Annotated in this window: 13 protein-coding genes; 4 read left to right on the forward strand and 9 right to left on the reverse strand. The window is 54.3% G+C overall.

Annotation, left to right across the window (positions count from 1 at the left end; all coding sequences use genetic code 11):
• Positions 1-29: 29 nt before the first annotated feature.
• Positions 30-740, reverse strand: coding sequence for a (d)CMP kinase (cmk, locus tag VE954_RS20665; RefSeq protein WP_324956277.1), 711 nt, complete (start codon positions 738-740; stop codon positions 30-32).
• Between the two features lie 23 nt (positions 741-763).
• Positions 764-2101 (reverse strand): 3-phosphoshikimate 1-carboxyvinyltransferase, encoded by a 1338-nt coding sequence (gene aroA / locus VE954_RS20670; RefSeq protein ID WP_324956279.1) that lies wholly within the window; start codon positions 2099-2101, stop codon positions 764-766.
• A gap of 233 nt (positions 2102-2334) precedes the next feature.
• On the opposite strand from aroA, the gene VE954_RS20675 reads away from it, so the two are divergent.
• Together VE954_RS20675 and VE954_RS20680 are read left to right on the forward strand one after the other, a co-directional pair.
• The gene (locus VE954_RS20675) at positions 2335-2643 is read left to right on the forward strand and encodes an HU family DNA-binding protein (RefSeq protein ID WP_141732027.1); all 309 of its coding nucleotides are present in this window, start codon (positions 2335-2337) and stop codon (positions 2641-2643) included.
• A gap of 168 nt (positions 2644-2811) precedes the next feature.
• Positions 2812-3138 (forward strand): zinc ribbon domain-containing protein, encoded by a 327-nt coding sequence (locus VE954_RS20680; RefSeq protein WP_324956283.1) that lies wholly within the window; start codon positions 2812-2814, stop codon positions 3136-3138.
• 1 nt (position 3139) lies between these two features.
• Here VE954_RS20680 and VE954_RS20685 read toward each other — a convergent pair whose 3' ends face one another.
• Both VE954_RS20685 and VE954_RS20690 read right to left on the reverse strand, forming a co-directional pair.
• A complete protein-coding gene (locus tag VE954_RS20685; RefSeq protein ID WP_324956285.1) occupies positions 3140-4666 on the reverse strand; it encodes an HD domain-containing protein in 1527 nt (508 codons plus the stop codon).
• Positions 4635-5738 carry a quinone-dependent dihydroorotate dehydrogenase gene (locus VE954_RS20690; protein WP_324956287.1) on the reverse strand — a complete coding sequence of 368 codons (1104 nt, stop codon included), beginning with the start codon at positions 5736-5738 and terminating at the stop codon, positions 4635-4637. Before VE954_RS20690 ends, VE954_RS20685 begins: the two co-directional genes overlap by 32 nt.
• A gap of 224 nt (positions 5739-5962) precedes the next feature.
• Between VE954_RS20690 and VE954_RS20695 the strand changes: the two genes are divergently transcribed.
• Positions 5963-8140, forward strand: coding sequence for a hypothetical protein (locus VE954_RS20695; protein WP_324956289.1), 2178 nt, complete (start codon positions 5963-5965; stop codon positions 8138-8140).
• A gap of 365 nt (positions 8141-8505) precedes the next feature.
• Entirely contained in the window at positions 8506-8784 is a 279-nt protein-coding gene (locus tag VE954_RS20700; protein WP_324956290.1) for a hypothetical protein, read from the forward strand.
• A gap of 119 nt (positions 8785-8903) precedes the next feature.
• Here the strand turns inward: VE954_RS20700 and VE954_RS20705 are convergent, their stop codons facing one another.
• From VE954_RS20705 to VE954_RS20725, 5 genes are all read right to left on the reverse strand, one after another.
• Entirely contained in the window at positions 8904-9266 is a 363-nt protein-coding gene (locus VE954_RS20705; protein ID WP_324956292.1) for a response regulator, read from the reverse strand.
• A 145-nt stretch (positions 9267-9411) separates the two neighbouring features.
• On the reverse strand, positions 9412-10593 hold the full coding sequence (locus VE954_RS20710) for an acetyl-CoA C-acyltransferase (RefSeq protein ID WP_324956294.1): 1182 nt from the start codon (positions 10591-10593) through the stop codon (positions 9412-9414).
• Positions 10594-10610: 17 nt separating this feature from the next.
• Positions 10611-13037: a 3-hydroxyacyl-CoA dehydrogenase/enoyl-CoA hydratase family protein gene (locus VE954_RS20715; RefSeq protein ID WP_324956296.1), complete on the reverse strand. Its 2427-nt coding sequence runs from the start codon at positions 13035-13037 to the stop codon at positions 10611-10613.
• A gap of 278 nt (positions 13038-13315) precedes the next feature.
• Entirely contained in the window at positions 13316-15280 is a 1965-nt protein-coding gene (locus VE954_RS20720; protein WP_324956298.1) for a transketolase, read from the reverse strand.
• A gap of 114 nt (positions 15281-15394) precedes the next feature.
• The gene (locus VE954_RS20725; protein WP_324956300.1) at positions 15395-16474 is read right to left on the reverse strand and encodes a S1C family serine protease; all 1080 of its coding nucleotides are present in this window, start codon (positions 16472-16474) and stop codon (positions 15395-15397) included.
• Positions 16475-16477 lie beyond the last annotated feature (3 nt).

Here is a 16477-nt window from a genome sequence, read left to right on the forward strand (position 1 = left end):
CTCGGGGTTCGAGTGGACTCATGCGAAGTTCAGACTTTAATTTGAGTTTTGATGAGTTGAATCATGGCGTCGATCGAGCCTTTGATATCCAGATCACTGGTATCAAAAACAATCGCATCGGGAGCCTGGATCAAAGGTGCCGTGCCGCGTTTGGCATCCTGCTGGTCGCGGTGCAGAATGCTCGACTTGATGGATTCGAGCTCCGCCGGATCCGGCATCTGCCCTTCCTGAAGCTGGCCCATGCGCCGGAGGGCGCGCACTTCCAAGGATGCCGTCATGAAAATTTTCAGATCCGCATCCGGAAAGACGACCGTTCCAATATCACGTCCATCGACAATAGCTCCGACCGGTGATTGCAAGGTCAGCTTGCGTTGGAGTGGTAGCAGCAGTTCCCTTACCAAAGGATTCTTGGCAATCAGACTCGCGTCCTTGCCGGCTTGATCCGTATACAGCTGCGGGGTCAGATTCTGTCCATGAAAGCCCACAGCCTGGGTCTTGGGATCCCATTGCAGAGCTTCGCAGAATTCATTGATGATACCGCGCAGGGATTCATTGTCATCGAGGGTTTTTTGTCTTTGCCGCGCAATCAAGGCAATGGAGCGGTAAAGAAAACCAGTGTTGACGTAGGTCCAGCCCAATTGTCGGCAGACTTCACCACAGACGCTGCTCTTGCCGGAACCAGCGGGACCGTCGACAGCTACGATTTTACAAGCTCGGGATGAAGGGGCAGAGGGAATCATGCAGTCTCCCGAAAAAGCACTGTTCAAACGATACTGTGCAACACTTCATAAAAGTCAGGAAAGCTAACACCTACACATTCCGAATCCAAAATACAACAGGGCTTTTTGCTGCGTCGAGCCATGATTGCCGCAGCCATGGCCAGCCTGTGATCACCTACGGAATCATAGGTGAATGCTTGAACCTCCTGCAGGCGGCCAGCGATTTTGAGCGAGTCACCCTGAACGGAAACCTCAGCTCCCGCCAGACGCAGAAGTTCAGCGGTCTTGCTGAGGCGGTCGCTTTCTTTGACGCGCAACTCTTCCAGACCATGAAATGTTGAAGGACCATCCGCAAACGCAGCCGCAACAGCCAGCACCGGAATCTCGTCCACAAGGGTTGGCACCTCAGCCGCGGCAATATCGGTGGCGCGTAAGGAAGTCCCGCCTTGGAGCGTGATCTGCATGACCGGTTCCACAAACCGCTGATCGTTGTCCGGCGCCAGAGACAGGGCCGAACTCATTCTTTGAAGTACTTTCAAAAAGCCGGTGCGGGTGGGATTGTCCAGGACCTCGGGCAAGCGCAGGGTTCCACCTTTGCGCAGGAGGCCGAGGACGCAAAAAAATGCGGCCGATGAGGGATCCACCGGAATCATATAGCGACCCGGAGGCGGGGCAAATGGGCCTTGCACGCGCACATATTCCCAGCCGTCCTGAATCTCACTGATCAATTTTGCACCCATGCGTTGCAGCATGCGTTCGGTATGATCGCGCGAACCCGCGGGGAGACGCACGGAGGTTTCCCCCCCACAAAAAAGCCCGGCCAGGAGCAGCGCTGATTTTACCTGAGCGCTAGCTTTGTCGACTTCGTGCGACAGGGCCCGCATTTTTTGTCCTCGGATGGCAAGTGGCAGAAAATTTCCCTCTTCAGCGCCATCAATCATGGCTCCCATACGACGCAAAGGATCTACCACGCGGCGCATCGGACGACTGGAAAGACTGGCATCACCGGTCAGACGCACATTCAATCCCGGCTGCGCCGCTAAAATCCCGGAAATCAGACGTGCGGTGGTTCCGCTATTGCCGCAGTCGAGATCGACCGTCGGGGTTTTAAACGCAGCAAAACCTTCCGAATGGACACGAATGCTGCGTGCATCCAGGGCATCGATTTTCACGCCGAGCGCCCGAAAACAACTCATGGTTGACAGGCAATCGGCGCCGAGCAAGGGTTCACGAATGATAGTTTCGCCAGGGGCCAAAGCCGCAAACATCACCGCGCGATGGGTCAGTGATTTGTCCCGACCGCAGAGTATGGTGGCATCGTTGGGAAAAGCCGAAGGTGAAGCCTGAATGGAGCGCTTAGGGGTGACGGTCGACTTCGTCATGATATCTTGTAATCCTCCAGATTCCGGGCCGTAGTCTGCGGGTCAGTATGGCGAGAGAACTTCGGCTTGTCCACATCCCAAAGCTTGTCTGCTACCAGGACGTTGCGATGATGAAGCCTTCAAAAGGCCACGAAGTCTGGCTAAGTTTCAGTATCCACTGCTAATAGTTGCGTCTCGTCACAAGGTCTTGATAGAATAGGTCTTGGGCCTCCGTTTCTAACAAGGGGAAATCAATGGTAAAGTCTGAACTGATCGAGAGTCTGGCCGAACGTGCGGACATAACGCTGGCCAAGGCTGAGGAAGTGGTCGATCTGTTTTTCAACAGCATAACCGAAACCCTCGCGCAGGGCGATCGTGTTGAAATCCGCGGATTTGGTGCGTTTACCGTCCGCGACTACAAATCCTACAAAGGCCGTAATCCCAAGACTGGGGAGCAGATCACCGTTCCACCGAAACGTTTGCCATTCTGGAAAACGGGTCAGGAGCTGAAACAACGTGTGGACTCCGCCTTCATGGATAAGATTAAGCGAGGCGAAGCCTGAATCGGGCTTCTTTTCCTTTGTTGGAGCCTGCCTAAACGGCCATTAAAAAATCTCAGCCCGCGCGGGACCTTTCAGGTTAGCGCGGGTTTTTGATGCTCTCCCCTTGACAACCGGCTTAAGCGGCATGATTTAAATAGCGTTGAAGTCACGTTTCGAGGAGATTTAGGGATGCCGCTTTATGAGTTTCGCTGTGGTGAGTGTAGTAAGGTCTCGGAATTTCAGCTCAAAATGTCCGATCCGGCGCCTGCCGTTTGCCCGGTCTGCGGCAAAGGGACTCTCACCAAGATCATGAGTGTGCCGGCTTTTCAGTTAAAGGGAAGCGGCTGGTACAAAGATTCTTACGACGGCAAATCGAATAAAAAGCCGGAAAGTCCTGCCAGCTCTGGAACTGAATCCAGCGCTGGCAGCACGCCTGCGGCTCCAGCGGCATCTCCTGCACCGGCAGCTCCTTCAGCACCGGCGCCTGCGGCTCCGGCGAAGTCATCGGACAGTTGAGCTAAGGCTTCAACTCATCGGTGATCAGGGCCTTGATATCGGCAATGCCATGTCCCGCGGAAGGCACTGCATAGATGCGGTGGATGGCAACCGAATCGTTGCTGGCAATCAGTGACGAGTGATCTTCAATGGGAGCGATACGAGGCAGCTGCCTTTCATCCTTGCGGATCAACCGCAGGTAGTTGCGACTCCGCGACTGCGAGCCCCGTGGTTGAAATCGGGTCAATGAATTGCCCGACGAAATCAGCTGATGCCGAATCCCATGCCGGGTCAAAATCCTTTGCACTTCCTCGACCGTTTGCATCGAAAGAGTCTGGGCCGGTCCGGATATTTCGTAAACCCGTTTCCACAAACGCCGATTATAAAGCAAATCAGCCACCAGAATGATCACACCGTCCCGCTCCGCCGGTGAACGAAGAATCCTGGCCGCCTCATAAAGGGCCTGGCCGATGTTGTATTCGTCAATCGCAGCATAGCTTTCAACCCGCGCCGGCAGCCGCCAGCCCTGCAGGATATCGGTGAGATGCCGCATCATGGCTTCCGCAGCCACGGATGATTTATGGAAATAGAGCTGCAGATACATCGAATATCGCGCCCGCAGGTAATCTTCAAAGGCGGATAAACCCGAAAGAAGGATGGCCACGTGCAGCTGCTGGTCATTATCATCATAATAAACACAGAGCGAATCCAGGATCCGGTCCACATCGAAAACCCCGTACACTACCCCGCATTCCCGGCTATCACGCAGAAGATAATCCATGCGATCGATATCGAGTTCCCCTGAAATCAATTCACGGACCAGGGGATAGGCTCCGACTTTTAAGAGAGGGGACTGCTCCGATGGAGCAATGGCGGGATTGATGATCGCAATCACATCGCGGACATCGAATTTGGGCAGATTATCCACCGAACTCCGATAGATGTCGCGGAACATTCTTTCAATCAGCAGGATCGAATATATCTCGTGCCGGACCCGGGTCAGAGCCGGATCCTGGCCTTTGCTCTGCAGATCTTCAATGCGATCGCGCAGGTATTTTTGCAGGTAATCCGGCAAATCCGGATTGGCCTGAAGAACCTCGGTCCAGGTCGGCATGAAATGTTCCCCGCTATGGGAAAACGGAGGATGACCGACATCATGCAGGAGCGCAGCCAGACGAAAGCATTGCAGAACGTAGTCCGAGGAAAAGACTGTATCCATAAGCCCAAACGTGGGCGCGAGGCGTCCATGGCTGCCTTCACCCCGCGGTTCTGAGCCGGCGAAATCCTGATAGCGGGCCAGAGAATTGCGCAGGCGGGCCTGATTGGTTTTTAATTTTTCCCAGGCCAGAGTTCCCAGATGCAGGACCCCGAGTGAATGCTCAAAACGGGAGTGCGTGGCACCAGGGAAAACATAGTGCAAAAACGCCAGCTGTTTGACCCGCCGGAGCCTTTGAAAGAAGGGGTGAGCGATGACCGCATCTTCGAGTTCCGTAATATCAATGCTGCCATGAAGATTGTCACGGATTCGACGAACGAGATTTAGACTCATAGTAATAGCTGCCCTTCACATCCGACAGAAATTTGACGCCTCGCAGATCCATTTCGTTTCGCAGTTCCTGAAGCATCAGAAACACAGCCAAAGGACCGCGATACACAAGACTTGTATAAATCTGCACCGCGGATGCACCACGGGCTATCCTTTGATACACATCCTGACCAGAAAGAATACCGCCTGAAGCGATCAAGGGCAAGGCTCCCCGGGTCACCTCATAAGCCCATTCCAGGCAGGCATTGGCTTGCACTGCCATCGGATGTCCACTCATGCCGCCTTTTTCAGGGCGCTCGACCCGATGGGTATTGGTCAGCACCAATCCTTGAAAACCCGCTTCAGCCAAGGCTTGCACCAGGGATTGAAAGGTGGCCTTGGGCATGTCGGGATCCAGCTTCACCCAAATTTTTCCCAGATCTTTTTTATGGCGGAAGGCCAGTTCCTTGAGAAAATGCTCGTTGGCCAGCCCCCGCAATCCTTCGGTGTTGGGTGAGGACACGTTGATCACAAAATAGCGGGCATAGGGGGCAAAAACCTCGAGCCCATGCGAGTAATCCTCGATGGCCGCATCCTCGCGGGTGTCCTTGTTTTTGCCTAAATTAATACCCAGGGGAACGGGATCGTGATTCCACGCAAGTTTTTCCAGACGACTGCGCACGCGCTCGGCGCCATGACTGTTAAAACCCATACGATTGATCAGTCCATCCTGATCTTCCAATCGAAAGAGTCGCGGTTTAGGATTACCATCCTGCGGCCGCGGTGTGATGGTCCCCAGTTCCAAAAACGACAAACCCAGGCGGGAAAACCCCCTGGGAGCGCGGGCATTTTTATCGAAACCCGCAGCTAGACCAATTGGATGCGCCAAATCTCCGATACCAGGTATCGGTGCATCCATTCCATCCAGTAGTGGCGACAAACTTGGCAGTGGCAAAAAATCGATGAGATCCCGTTCCAGCATCCACATGCCAACATCATGCGCGGCTTCGGCCGGCAGGAGTCGCAGAAGTGCCGTGCCCCAGCGGGCCAACAGGGCCGTGGGGCTGTAATTGCGAAGAGCGAGACGAGATTCCATGACATACCCATGCAGAGAAAAGAAAAAGTTTGATGACGCTTATCAATAACTCCTGAAGCATAAAGTTGTCCATGACACTCTCTGTGCTCCGGGTCAACACCTACGCAAACCGCTGAGTAGGATGTTATACTGGAAGAATAAAGCCTATCGTTTCGTCTAAAGTCAGCCCGCCTCGCGCAATGCAGGCCAACAGGGCTCAGGTCCTTGGGACAAGGAATCCGCATATGTTTATCGAAGGAATGAAAATCATCCTGCAGGATGGCGACACACCGCGTCTCTGGCGTTTTCGCAATGATCAAGGCGCGCATCGGAATATCTGCATCATCCAGGCTCCTGAAGATGATCAGCAACTCTTCATGGCCGCGCTGCGCTGGGGTTTTGGAGGACCACGTGATCCTCGCATCAAAGCCGCCATGATTCACCTGACCGATAATGATGGCGATTCGTGGGTCCTTGATCGCAGTGTGGATCAGCTCCGCGCCTATAAAAACCGTCAGGCTTTTGACGGTCGTCCCGAAAATTTCCTGAAAGAAATTTTGAAAGATTATCTGCCCGCTGCGCATCAGGAAGCCGTAACGCTGACGGATGTTTTGCGCGAGTACGATGTGAATTTCGATGGCAGCGCCGTGCAGGCAAGGCCACGGTCCCTCGGTCGCGTCCGAAAATCGGCCATGGAACGCCAGGGTCGTGAGCGTGCCGATGAACTTCGGCAGAGTCTGCAGACACTTTTAAATCTTGAACAACTGCCGAATCGTTTGCAGATCGAACAGCTTCTGCAACATGGTGAAAGCCTCATGCGGCGAAGTCTGGCCTTAAGACAGCAGGCACGGGATATCACCGGCGCCACAGCCCATCTCAGCCAGCTGGACTCCAATCTCAGTGCCCGGCTGGAGCAGGAGCTGAAGCAGCTGGAGCAGATCCAGGACACCGCCGCGCCTCTGCTCGATCCTGCTCGCAACCCCAAGGTTGTGAAGGAACGCCTCGTGGAAGTAGAGACGGAACTTTTGGCTTTGAGCACCCAGCTCGAGCTGAAAATTGCCCCGACGGCCGATGCTGATGTCGATTGGAGTCTGATTCTTCAAACGCTGACTCGTTACCTGGCCTACGAAAAACTTGAAAAGGCGGCCCGCAAGACCGTTCAGGATGCCCGTTCGCTGGTGAAGCCGGCCTATGATGAATATCGCGCGTCCGTGAGTCGGTTCCTGCAGATTGATCGCGACCTGATCCGGGAGCTGGAACAATGTCTGGCCGAGATCGCTGATGGTGTGCGGCGTTCCGAAGGTGATGAAGCCGGGAAAAAGGATGGACTCGCGGTCAAGCTGAACAAACTTTTGGGCTGGCAGGCGAAAGAGGGCGAGCAACCTGGACAGCCTGCCCCAAGCGCTGCGCAGCAGCTCGATCAGTCCCGCTCGGCGGTGAATCTGTGCCTGAACCAGATCGGCAAGCTTTATGCCGACCTGGAACGTCATGGCGAGCTGCATGATGAAAAATTACAGGACCTGGATGAGCGCTATGAAAAAGTGGTCGCTGAATACGGCAAGGCCCGTGAGCAGTGGCTGGCTGTCAGTCGCAAGGCGCAACTTCCGGCCGAAACCAGCCTGAAGTCACTCATTAATTACATTAATAATTATAGTAAGATAACGCTCCTTTCGCAGAAGAAGTTGCGACTGGAGGAAGAACTCTCGACCTATCGCTCGCAGGTGAAGATTCTCGGTCGACTGCTTCAGGATTGGAGAACCCATACGGGCAGTCAGAAGTCGCTCGCCCTGGATAACATCCATTTGATCCTGGCCGAGGCGCGCGGAGTTCTCCAGTATGTGGCCAAGAAGAAGAACCAGCTGGAAAAGATTCGGGCCATCGAGAGCAAGCAGGACGCCTTCCGGCAGCTTCGCGAAGGCATCGAGCAGGATTTTGCTCATCTGTCCGCCCGCTGGAAAAAACTTGCCGAACAGATCGGGCTCGGCGAGCTGGCGATGCCGGCCGAGCAGTGGGGACAGATCTATGCTTCGGGTATTGAATGGATCACTCTGGACCGCCTGCTCATCGAAGACAGCAAAGCCCTGAAAAATGAGCAGATTTTTGCTGCTGAGACCCTTGATCATCCTCTGCTTTCCTATCATTGGAAAACCGGGGCTCAGGGTAACAAGGCGAGGATCGCTTTGCTTCAGCAGCTGGAGCATGCGGATGAAGGTGGCCTCGTCCTCCTCCTGACCGAGGATTCGGTGCTGGTGGAGATGATCCAGAAGCTGGGCGTGAACCTTGGAACACGAAGCACACCAAAGGCTCCACAACCTCAGCCCACCCCTCAGCCCGCGGTGAAGACGGTGATGTCCGAGAAGGCCAAAGCCGCGCTTGAAGTCTTCGCCAGCAGACACGGAAGTGGTCAACGCGATCGAAGCTGAGCAGCAGCGCTGAGAAATTCACCTGAAATCGGCAAAAAAATGGGGCCAAAAAAAGGCGGAAAGCGGCGCCACCAAAAGGCTCCAAGGCAGGGAAAACTCAGCGGAAAAAAATGCTAAAGGTTTTTTGAGAGTGGATTTCTCGAAGAAAATGCATCACGAACTCTTTAGTTCTTAGCATGTGGTCCGATAGGTAAACATCAAGTTGAAGAGAAGGTGACATGAGAACCTTCTCACACACAAAAGATGTGTGCTAAGATTAAAAACAGGTTCAGCTCTTCCGTAAGGTGGTAACCGGGGTCCTTAGAGATCCCGTCGGTCCCGGGTGGGACTTATATCACATCCCAAGTTAGGAGGAATTGAGAGTTATGGCGAAGAAGACTACAAAGAAAGCTGGCAAGAAGAAGGCAGTTAAGAAGGCGGTAAAGAAAGCTGTGAAGAAGAAAACAGCCAAGAAAGCCACCAAAAAAGCTGCTGCCAAGAAGAAGCCAGCCAAGAAGAAGGCAAAAAAAGCCTCCAAGAAAAAGGCCACCAAGAAAGCCGCCGGCAAAAAAGCCGCTGGCAAGAAAAAAGGCCGCAAGAAGGCCAAGCGCAAAAGCCGCAAGACCTCTGTAACGGTCGACGGTGGAATGCCACAGCCGATGTAATCGGATACTGCTCAAAAAATATTAAACACCATCCAAACTTGGATGGTGTTTTCTTTTTTTGGCTGTGAATATGACGTTTGGGATGAGAGGGACGGGCAAACTTTACCCAAAGGTCAGAGTCAGGTCAGATCCAGAGCCTTGGTCACCCGATCGATCAGGTCCTGCAGCTTGATGGGCTTGGCAAACACATCTTCAGCACCTGCCGCCAGCGCTTCCTCGCGCGTTTTATCGCTATAACCTGTGATCAAAAAAACTTTTGGTCTTTTAGGGTTATGCTTCTTGATGTCCTCGAGCAGCTTCATACCGCCACCCTTGGGCATGCGAATATCACTGACCACAAGGTCAGGGTCCTTGGCTTTCACGATTTCAAAAGCCTGGGCGGCATCGTGAGCCACGAAAGTTTCAAAGCCCTGGCTGTCGAAGGTGAAGGACATCATTTCACAAATGTCGATTTCATCATCCACGATAAGGATCTTGGCCATACAGCACTTCCCCAACTTTACCGGCGGTCTTGTTTGAAGGCTATCATCTCATCATTGCTCGGCAAAAGGAAGCAGGAACACAAGGGGAAAAGACGAAAGGGACGCAATGACGCGTCCCTTGATAGCGGCCCATGAGGCGCGAGGATTACAGCTTTTCGAAGATGCCGGCGGCACCCATTCCGGTCCCGATACACATCGAAACCAGACCATACTTCTGTTTATCCCTTTGCATGCCGTGCAGAAGAGTGGCCGTGAGTTTGGCTCCCGTCGCACCCAGAGGATGGCCCAAAGCGATGGCGCCGCCCGATGGATTCACGATGCTCGGATCGATTTCCAAATGCCGCATCACAGCCAGAGCCTGGGCCGCGAACGCTTCATTCAGTTCGATCCTTTGGATCTCTTTCAATGACAGTCCACCGAGTTTCAAAGCTCGGGGAATCGCCTCGATGGGGCCAATCCCCATCACCCTTGGGGGTACGCCTGCAACGCTGAAGCTCACAAAACGGGCCATGGGTTTCAGATTATATTTTTTAACGAATTCTTCGGACACGACCATGCACATGGCCGCGCCATCCGACATCTGCGAGGAGTTCCCCGCGGTCACGACGCCGCCGGTTTTGAAGGCTGGTTTCAACGAAGCCAGAGCTTCATAACTGGTATCGAGACGCGGACCTTCATCCGTATCGACTGTGACTTCCTGAAGGGCCACAGCACCGCCCGGACCAGGGGCCCGAAGGGTCGTTTTCACCGGCACGATCTCGGCTTTGAAAAGGCCTTTCTGAATGGCTTCCCCGGCCTTTTTATGGGACTCATAGGAAAAGCGATCCTGATCTTCACGACTGACTTTGTAATCCTTGGCGACGTTTTCTGCCGTCAGACCCATGCCAAGGTAATAATCGCCGCGACCATCTTTCATGATGGTGCGACTGCCGACCGCTTTATGCCCCATCATAGGCACGAGCGACATCGATTCGGTACCACCGGCCAGAATACAGTGTGCGGCCCCCGCCTGAACCTGGAAAGCAGCCATGGCTATGGTCTGCAGACCAGACGAGCAGAACCGGTTGACCGTGACACCAGGGACGTTGTCCGGCATGCCAGCCAGCAGAACAGCAAATCGGGCGACGTTCATACCCTGTTCCGCTTCCGGCATCGCACACCCGACGATACAGTCATCGATCTCATGCGGATCGATACCAGGGTTGGCAGCGACCACCGCGCGGATGAGATCAGCGCAAAGGTCGTCGGGACGTTTGCTGCGCAGGTTGCCCCGGAAGGCCTTGCCCACCGCAGAACGCATAGGACTGACGATATAAGCAGTTTTCATGGAAAAGTCCTTTCTGATCAATTGCGCAAAGGTTTACCGGTCTTCAGCATGTGCTCGATGCGTTCCTGAGTTTTGCTTTCTTTGCAAAGCTCGACGAACACCCGGCGTTCCACTTCCAGAAGGTATTCTTCCGAAACCAGCTGACCGCCATCGATCTCACCGCCGCACAGAACTGTCGCCACTTTTTCACCGACAAAGGCATCATAAGGCGAAATCTGCCGCGCCTGCACCATGTTATGAAGCATCATATTGAAAGTCTGAATGCCAGGATCACCCGCGACTTTAATTTGGGCCATCGGCAGTGGCGGTTGATAACCGTTTTCCACCAGCTCCAGCACCCGACGCTTGGCGCGAATGATCTGATAATCACGGGCGATGGCAACGGTGGCTTTATGTCCATAAAGGCCCATTTCAATCGCTTCGATACCCGAGCTCGAGGTTTTTGCCATACCGATCAGGAGGAAGGCGCGCTGGAGGAAGGGCATCGGATCGGCGTTTTCGCCGAGCGCTGCATTTCTGTAAGCACGGACAGCCAATTCCTTGGTCCCGCCGCCGCCTGGAATCAAACCCACACCCACTTCCACCAGACCGGCAAAGGTATCACCGGCCAGGATCTGTTCCGAAGTATGCAGAGAGACTTCGCAGCCGCCGCCGAGCACGAGGCCGTGAGGGCAGCTGACGCTCGGGAAGCTCGCGTATTTCACCATCTGCATCACGCCCTGGAAGCGGCGGATCAGGGTATCGATATCGCTGAACTTGTTTTCCTTGATCGCGCCCAGGATCTGCCGCAGATCGGCACCGGCCGAGAACACTTCACCATCATTGCCGATGACGAGGCCGGCGAAGTCGCTTTTTACTTTTTCCACGGATTTATGGATCAGGTCGGTGATTTCACCGTTGATCGAATTCATTTTCGAGTGGAAGACCAGAGCGGCCACACCATCCTTGAGGTCCACAAGGCTGGCGCTGCCATTGCCAATGACCACGCGCTTGTCTTCAGGATTATGCGCCTTGGGCAGATAGAAAAGGTGCGGTTGTTTCGGGATCGGTTGATCCTTGCCTTTGGCCCCTGTGAATTGGGACACGGCGCCCGTCAGATGCCAGTCTACACTGTTAGGTGCCGGTTTATAAAATTTAACACCCGCCTTGAGCCAGTCCGGAAGTTTCACGCCTTCGAGTTTCATGCGCTCCAGGACGGTGTCGTAGCCCAGACCCTGCCAGAGTTCAAAGGGACCCCATTCCCAGTTGAAGCCCCACTTGATGCCGTTGTCGATGCTGAGCGGCTGACTGTCGGCAATCTCGTCGAGCAGAATCGCCGAATAGGCCATGGTATCGCGCAGGGTTCGCCAGATGAATTGCGCGCCGGCATCATTGTGGCTCAAGATCAACTTCAAGCGTTCGATGGTGTCGGGAACTTTTTTGGTCTGTTCCATCCAGGGAAACGTTTGCGGCTCCTGGGCGACATAGGTTTCTGTATCGGGACGATAGGCCAGGATCTCGGTTTCACCCTTGTCGCTGCTCGATTTTTTATAAGCACCGACCGAGTTGGACTTTTGACCCAACGAACCTTTTTGAATGAGGACTTCGATCCATTTCGGAACAGCAAAGACATCGATGTAAGGATCCTTGGGGGCATAGAGCTGGACGTTTTTCGCCACATGAGCGAACACGTCGATCCCCACCACATCCATCGTGCGGAACGTGGCAGACGCGGGGCGCCCCATGAGTTTGCCGGTCAAGGCATCCACGGTTTCCACGGTCAAGCCCAGTTCCTGCATGTGCTTGAACGAGACCATCATGTTGAAGACGCCGATGCGGTTGGCAATGAAGTTGATCGTGTCCTTGGCGTAAACGATGCCCTTGCCCAAATATTTTTCGATCCAGTCCGAAAGGTCGGCCACCAGTTTCGGATCGCTCTTGGAGTGGGGGATAATTTCGAGCAGCTTCATGTAACGGGGCGGGTTGAAAAAGTGCGTCCCGAAGAAGCGGCGATGAAAATGCTCATCGAGGTCTTCCGACATTTTTTCCAGGGACAGACCCGAGGTATTTGTGGTCACGGGAATATGCGGCTTCGCATGAGTTGCGATCTGCTTCAGGATATTCTTCTTGATATCGAGACGCTCGGCGACGACCTCGACGACCCAATCCACATCGGCGATCACCGACATATCATCTTCAAAGTTGCCGGGAATGAGATTGGCCAGAATCGAATCCGAGGCGAGGGGCGAGGGTTTCAGTTTTTTCAGATTTTCAATGGCCAGAAGGGCTGGAGTCGAGCGAAAATTCTTGCCGATGAGTTTGGCAATCTTGGGATCCTTGTGCGGTTCCTTGGCTGCCAAATCGAGAAGGTGGGTGCGCACCCCAGCAGCGGCGAGATGGGCTGCAATCTGCGCCCCCATCACACCAGCACCGAGTACAGCAACTCTGCGTATTTTGAGCGGCATACTTGAACTCCTAAAAAATTCTTGGTCGGTTGCGGTCCATTGCCCGTCAGCCCCGTGCGTACGTTGATTGACACCGTCAGGCGCACTTCAGCCCAATGCATTTGGTCTGGCCTATGCTTCACCAAATTCTCTTTTGTTTCAAGGGATCGTTTAGGGGCCGTGGCTGGGTTTTTGAGAAGAGAAGACAAACGTGAGCTGAGGGACTTGGGAAAAGACAATAAGGAGTTTTGTGAAAAGGCAAGAACCCTGTTCGCCGGGTGACGAACAGGGGGCTATGATTATTTCAGATCAAGAAAGTTTTTCATGCGAGCGGCGACCTGTTCAGGGGTGAAGCCATACTCCTTGGCGAGATCCCCGGCCGGGGCGCTGTCACCGTAATGATCCAAACCGATGTTCAAACCTTCACTGCCCGTATACTTCTGCCAGCCCAAAGTGGAGCCAGCTTCGATGGACACTCGTTTGCTGCATTTTGGATTCAGCACTTTGTCTTTGTAGCTTTTCGGCTGTTCATCGAAGAGTTCCCAGCAAGGCATGGAAACCACCTTGGCTTTCACGCCGGGCAGGAGCTTCAAGGCGTCCAGCGCCAGGGCGACTTCGGAGCCAGTGGCCAGAATCAGCACATCGGGCTGCTCCGTATCAACCACGGCATAGGCTCCAAAGCGGGCCTGTGACACTGTTTCCGAAGAAACAGGCAGAATCGGGAGCTTTTGCCGCGACAGACAGATGGCCGAAGGGGCACTCGGCAGATTCAGGGCAACTTCCATCATGACCTGGGTTTCGTAGGCATCGGCCGGACGCATCAGATAGAAGTTGGGAATCAAGCGCAACGACATCATGTGTTCCACAGGCTGGTGCGTAGGACCGTCTTCACCCAAATGGAAGGAGTCGTGGGTGAATTCATGAATCACGCGGGCCCGCTGAATCGCTCCCAGGCGCAGGGCTGGACGCGAATAGTCGGCAAAGGAAAGGAAGGTGGCATCGAAAGGAATAATCCCGCCGTGCAGCGCCATGCCGTTGCAGATGGCTGACATTGGGAATTCGCGGACGCCAAAGGCGATGTTGCGATTCTTTGCAGTGTCAGCATGGAAGTCGCCGCAGAGATGCGCGAAGCCTTCCAGACAGTTTGAAGGTTCCAGATCCGCACTGCCGCCCATCAGGTTGGGGAGGGCTTCCGCCCACTTCAGGATCACATCACCGAAGGCATTGCGCGTGGGATGTTCCTTATCACGCGGCCACTGAACCTGGGGCAGGTTCTGGTAGGCGTGGGTTTCGTAATAGGCGGTGAAGAGTTTTTTGAAGTTCGCATCGCTTTGTCTGGTTTCGAAGCGTTTTTTCCAGTTGGCCACGCGTTCGCTTTTGGCGCCGAAGAATTTACGGAAGTTATCATAGAATTCCTGAGGCGCGTAGAAAGCCTGATCGGTGGGCAGGCCCAAACGTTCCTTGGTTTTGGTGCGTTCATCCGCAGGCAGAGGCGAGCCGTGGGTTTTCTCGCTGCCCTCGAGCGAGTGAGCGCCCTTGGCCATGGTGCTGTTGCCGATGATGAGAAGAGGCCTTTTCAAGGCTTTTTCCGTGCCATCGAGCACCTTGCGCAACTGGCCGTGATCATGACCATCGATCGTGACCACATCCCAGTTCATGCCTTCAAAAACTTTTTGATAATCATCGGTCGCCGAGCGCGAGATTTTTCCAGAAATCTGCACCGCATTGCGATCGTAATACCAGATCAGATTGCCGAGTTTCAGGTGACCGGCCAACGACGCGGCGCCGAGGGTCACATCTTCCTGCATGCAGCCGTCACCCAGAAGGGCCCAGGTGCGGTGACTGAACAGCTCCTCATCCAAAACAGCCGCCTGATGTTTGGCGGCGATGGCAAATCCCACCGACATGGCCGCGCCCTGGCCCAGAGGTCCCGTCGTGCATTCGACGCCGTCGGTGATGAAGTTTTCCGGGTGACCTGGAGTTTTGGAATGCAGCTGGCGGAAGCGTTTCAGTTCGTCCATGGGCAGCCAGCCGATGCTGTGCAGGAAACTATAAATCAACATGGACTCATGGCCCGCGCTCAAAACGAAGCGGTCACGGCCCAGCCACTTGGTGTCTTTAGGATCAAAACGCAGATACTCACGGAACAGGAGATAGGCAAAATCCATGCTGGACATGGCACCGCCTGGGTGTCCTGATTTCGCTTTGTCAACGCCATCGATGACAAGGCCCTTGAGCACATTAATAGTTTGCAAATCATTCATGGAAATGTCCTCGGTTCGGGATACTATAGGGTGGCGGCGGGAGTATAGCGGCGAGGCCAGTGATGGTCAAATCACTTCGCTTGAGGACAAAGCGTGCCCCGCAGGAATGTCGGCTTAGTACAGATCCCGTTCCTGAGGAAGGTCCTGGGCTCCGGGGATTTCCCCTAGTTGAATCGGGATGTTAACTTGACCAGCGCGGCGGCGAAAAACCTTGGCGGTGACGCGGTCACCCGGTTTGCTCTTGCGCAGAAAGACCTGCAGATCCGTGATGTTCTGAATTTTCTGTTCACCGAGAGACAGAATCAGATCGCCGACCTGGAAGGAAGCGCGCGCCGCCGGGCCTTCCACGATCAGATTGTCGACCAAAACCCCGGCGCGAATACTGGGATCATAAAGCTCCGCCACGCTATCCAGCGAAGGCAGATTTTTGGCCACGAGGCCGAGCCATGGTTTGCTCAGCTTGCCATGGCGAATCAGATCCTGAATAAGACTCTGCATGACCCGGGATGGCAGTGCAAAACCCAGACTCCCCAGGCCGGATGAGGGTGATGCCAAAAGACCGATCACACGTCCCCGCGTATCCACCAAGGGACCACCGATATTGCCAGGATGAGTCGGCAAATCCAGCATGAAGTGCGCATCGTAAGGTCCAGCTCCCATGACCTGGCCACGCGCCGAAATCATGCCTGAGCTGACCATTGGTTTAAAACCCAGGGGAAAACCAAAACCCAGCACGGGATCGCCGGTTTCCACGCGATCACTATCGGCAAAATCCAGAGTGCGTAAACCTTTGGCATCGCGTATGCGCAGCAGCGCCAGATCACTTTGCCGATCACCACCCACGTACTCGGCGATATATCGCTTTTTTTGCGCTGTTATAATTTCCAAGCGCTGCAGCCCATCGACAAGTTGAAATGAGGTCACGCAATAACCGGCCGGCTGAATCAGAAAGCCGGTGCCCAGGGGAAACGTTGTACTGTTCTGTGGTGGCTGGCTTTGAAAAAAAAAGGCATAGGGATCTGTGCCGTTCGCAGGGCGCAGAGGCCTTTCTTTGGTTTGAATATGGACGACGCTGGGCTCAACTTGAGATACGATGTCATGAAAGCTCTGAAAAATGCGTGCTTCCGCCAAAGAGGGCAGGGTAATTATGAGAAAACACAGCACGCCGAGCCTTCGCCATCCACTTTTTTTCATGGG

The organism is Oligoflexus sp. (genome assembly GCF_035638955.1).
Lineage (GTDB): Bacteria > Bdellovibrionota_B > Oligoflexia > Oligoflexales > Oligoflexaceae > Oligoflexus.

Excerpts from the sequence above, each read along its gene's own strand:
- aroA (WP_324956279.1), bottom strand. The coding sequence starts at position 2,101 with ATGACGAAGTCGACCGTCACCCCTAAGCGCTCCATTCAGGCTTCACCT.
- VE954_RS20685 (WP_324956285.1), bottom strand. The coding sequence starts at position 4,666 with ATGAGTCTAAATCTCGTTCGTCGAATCCGTGACAATCTTCATGGCAGC.
- VE954_RS20705 (WP_324956292.1), bottom strand. The coding sequence starts at position 9,266 with ATGGCCAAGATCCTTATCGTGGATGATGAAATCGACATTTGTGAAATG.
- VE954_RS20715 (WP_324956296.1), bottom strand. The coding sequence starts at position 13,037 with ATGCCGCTCAAAATACGCAGAGTTGCTGTACTCGGTGCTGGTGTGATG.
- VE954_RS20710 (WP_324956294.1), bottom strand. The coding sequence starts at position 10,593 with ATGAAAACTGCTTATATCGTCAGTCCTATGCGTTCTGCGGTGGGCAAG.
- VE954_RS20690 (WP_324956287.1), bottom strand. The coding sequence starts at position 5,738 with ATGGAATCTCGTCTCGCTCTTCGCAATTACAGCCCCACGGCCCTGTTG.
- VE954_RS20675 (WP_141732027.1), top strand. The coding sequence starts at position 2,335 with ATGGTAAAGTCTGAACTGATCGAGAGTCTGGCCGAACGTGCGGACATA.
- VE954_RS20700 (WP_324956290.1), top strand. The coding sequence starts at position 8,506 with ATGGCGAAGAAGACTACAAAGAAAGCTGGCAAGAAGAAGGCAGTTAAG.
- VE954_RS20680 (WP_324956283.1), top strand. The coding sequence starts at position 2,812 with ATGCCGCTTTATGAGTTTCGCTGTGGTGAGTGTAGTAAGGTCTCGGAA.
- VE954_RS20720 (WP_324956298.1), bottom strand. The coding sequence starts at position 15,280 with ATGAATGATTTGCAAACTATTAATGTGCTCAAGGGCCTTGTCATCGAT.
- cmk (WP_324956277.1), bottom strand. The coding sequence starts at position 740 with ATGATTCCCTCTGCCCCTTCATCCCGAGCTTGTAAAATCGTAGCTGTC.
- VE954_RS20725 (WP_324956300.1), bottom strand. The coding sequence starts at position 16,474 with ATGAAAAAAAGTGGATGGCGAAGGCTCGGCGTGCTGTGTTTTCTCATA.
- VE954_RS20695 (WP_324956289.1), top strand. The coding sequence starts at position 5,963 with ATGTTTATCGAAGGAATGAAAATCATCCTGCAGGATGGCGACACACCG.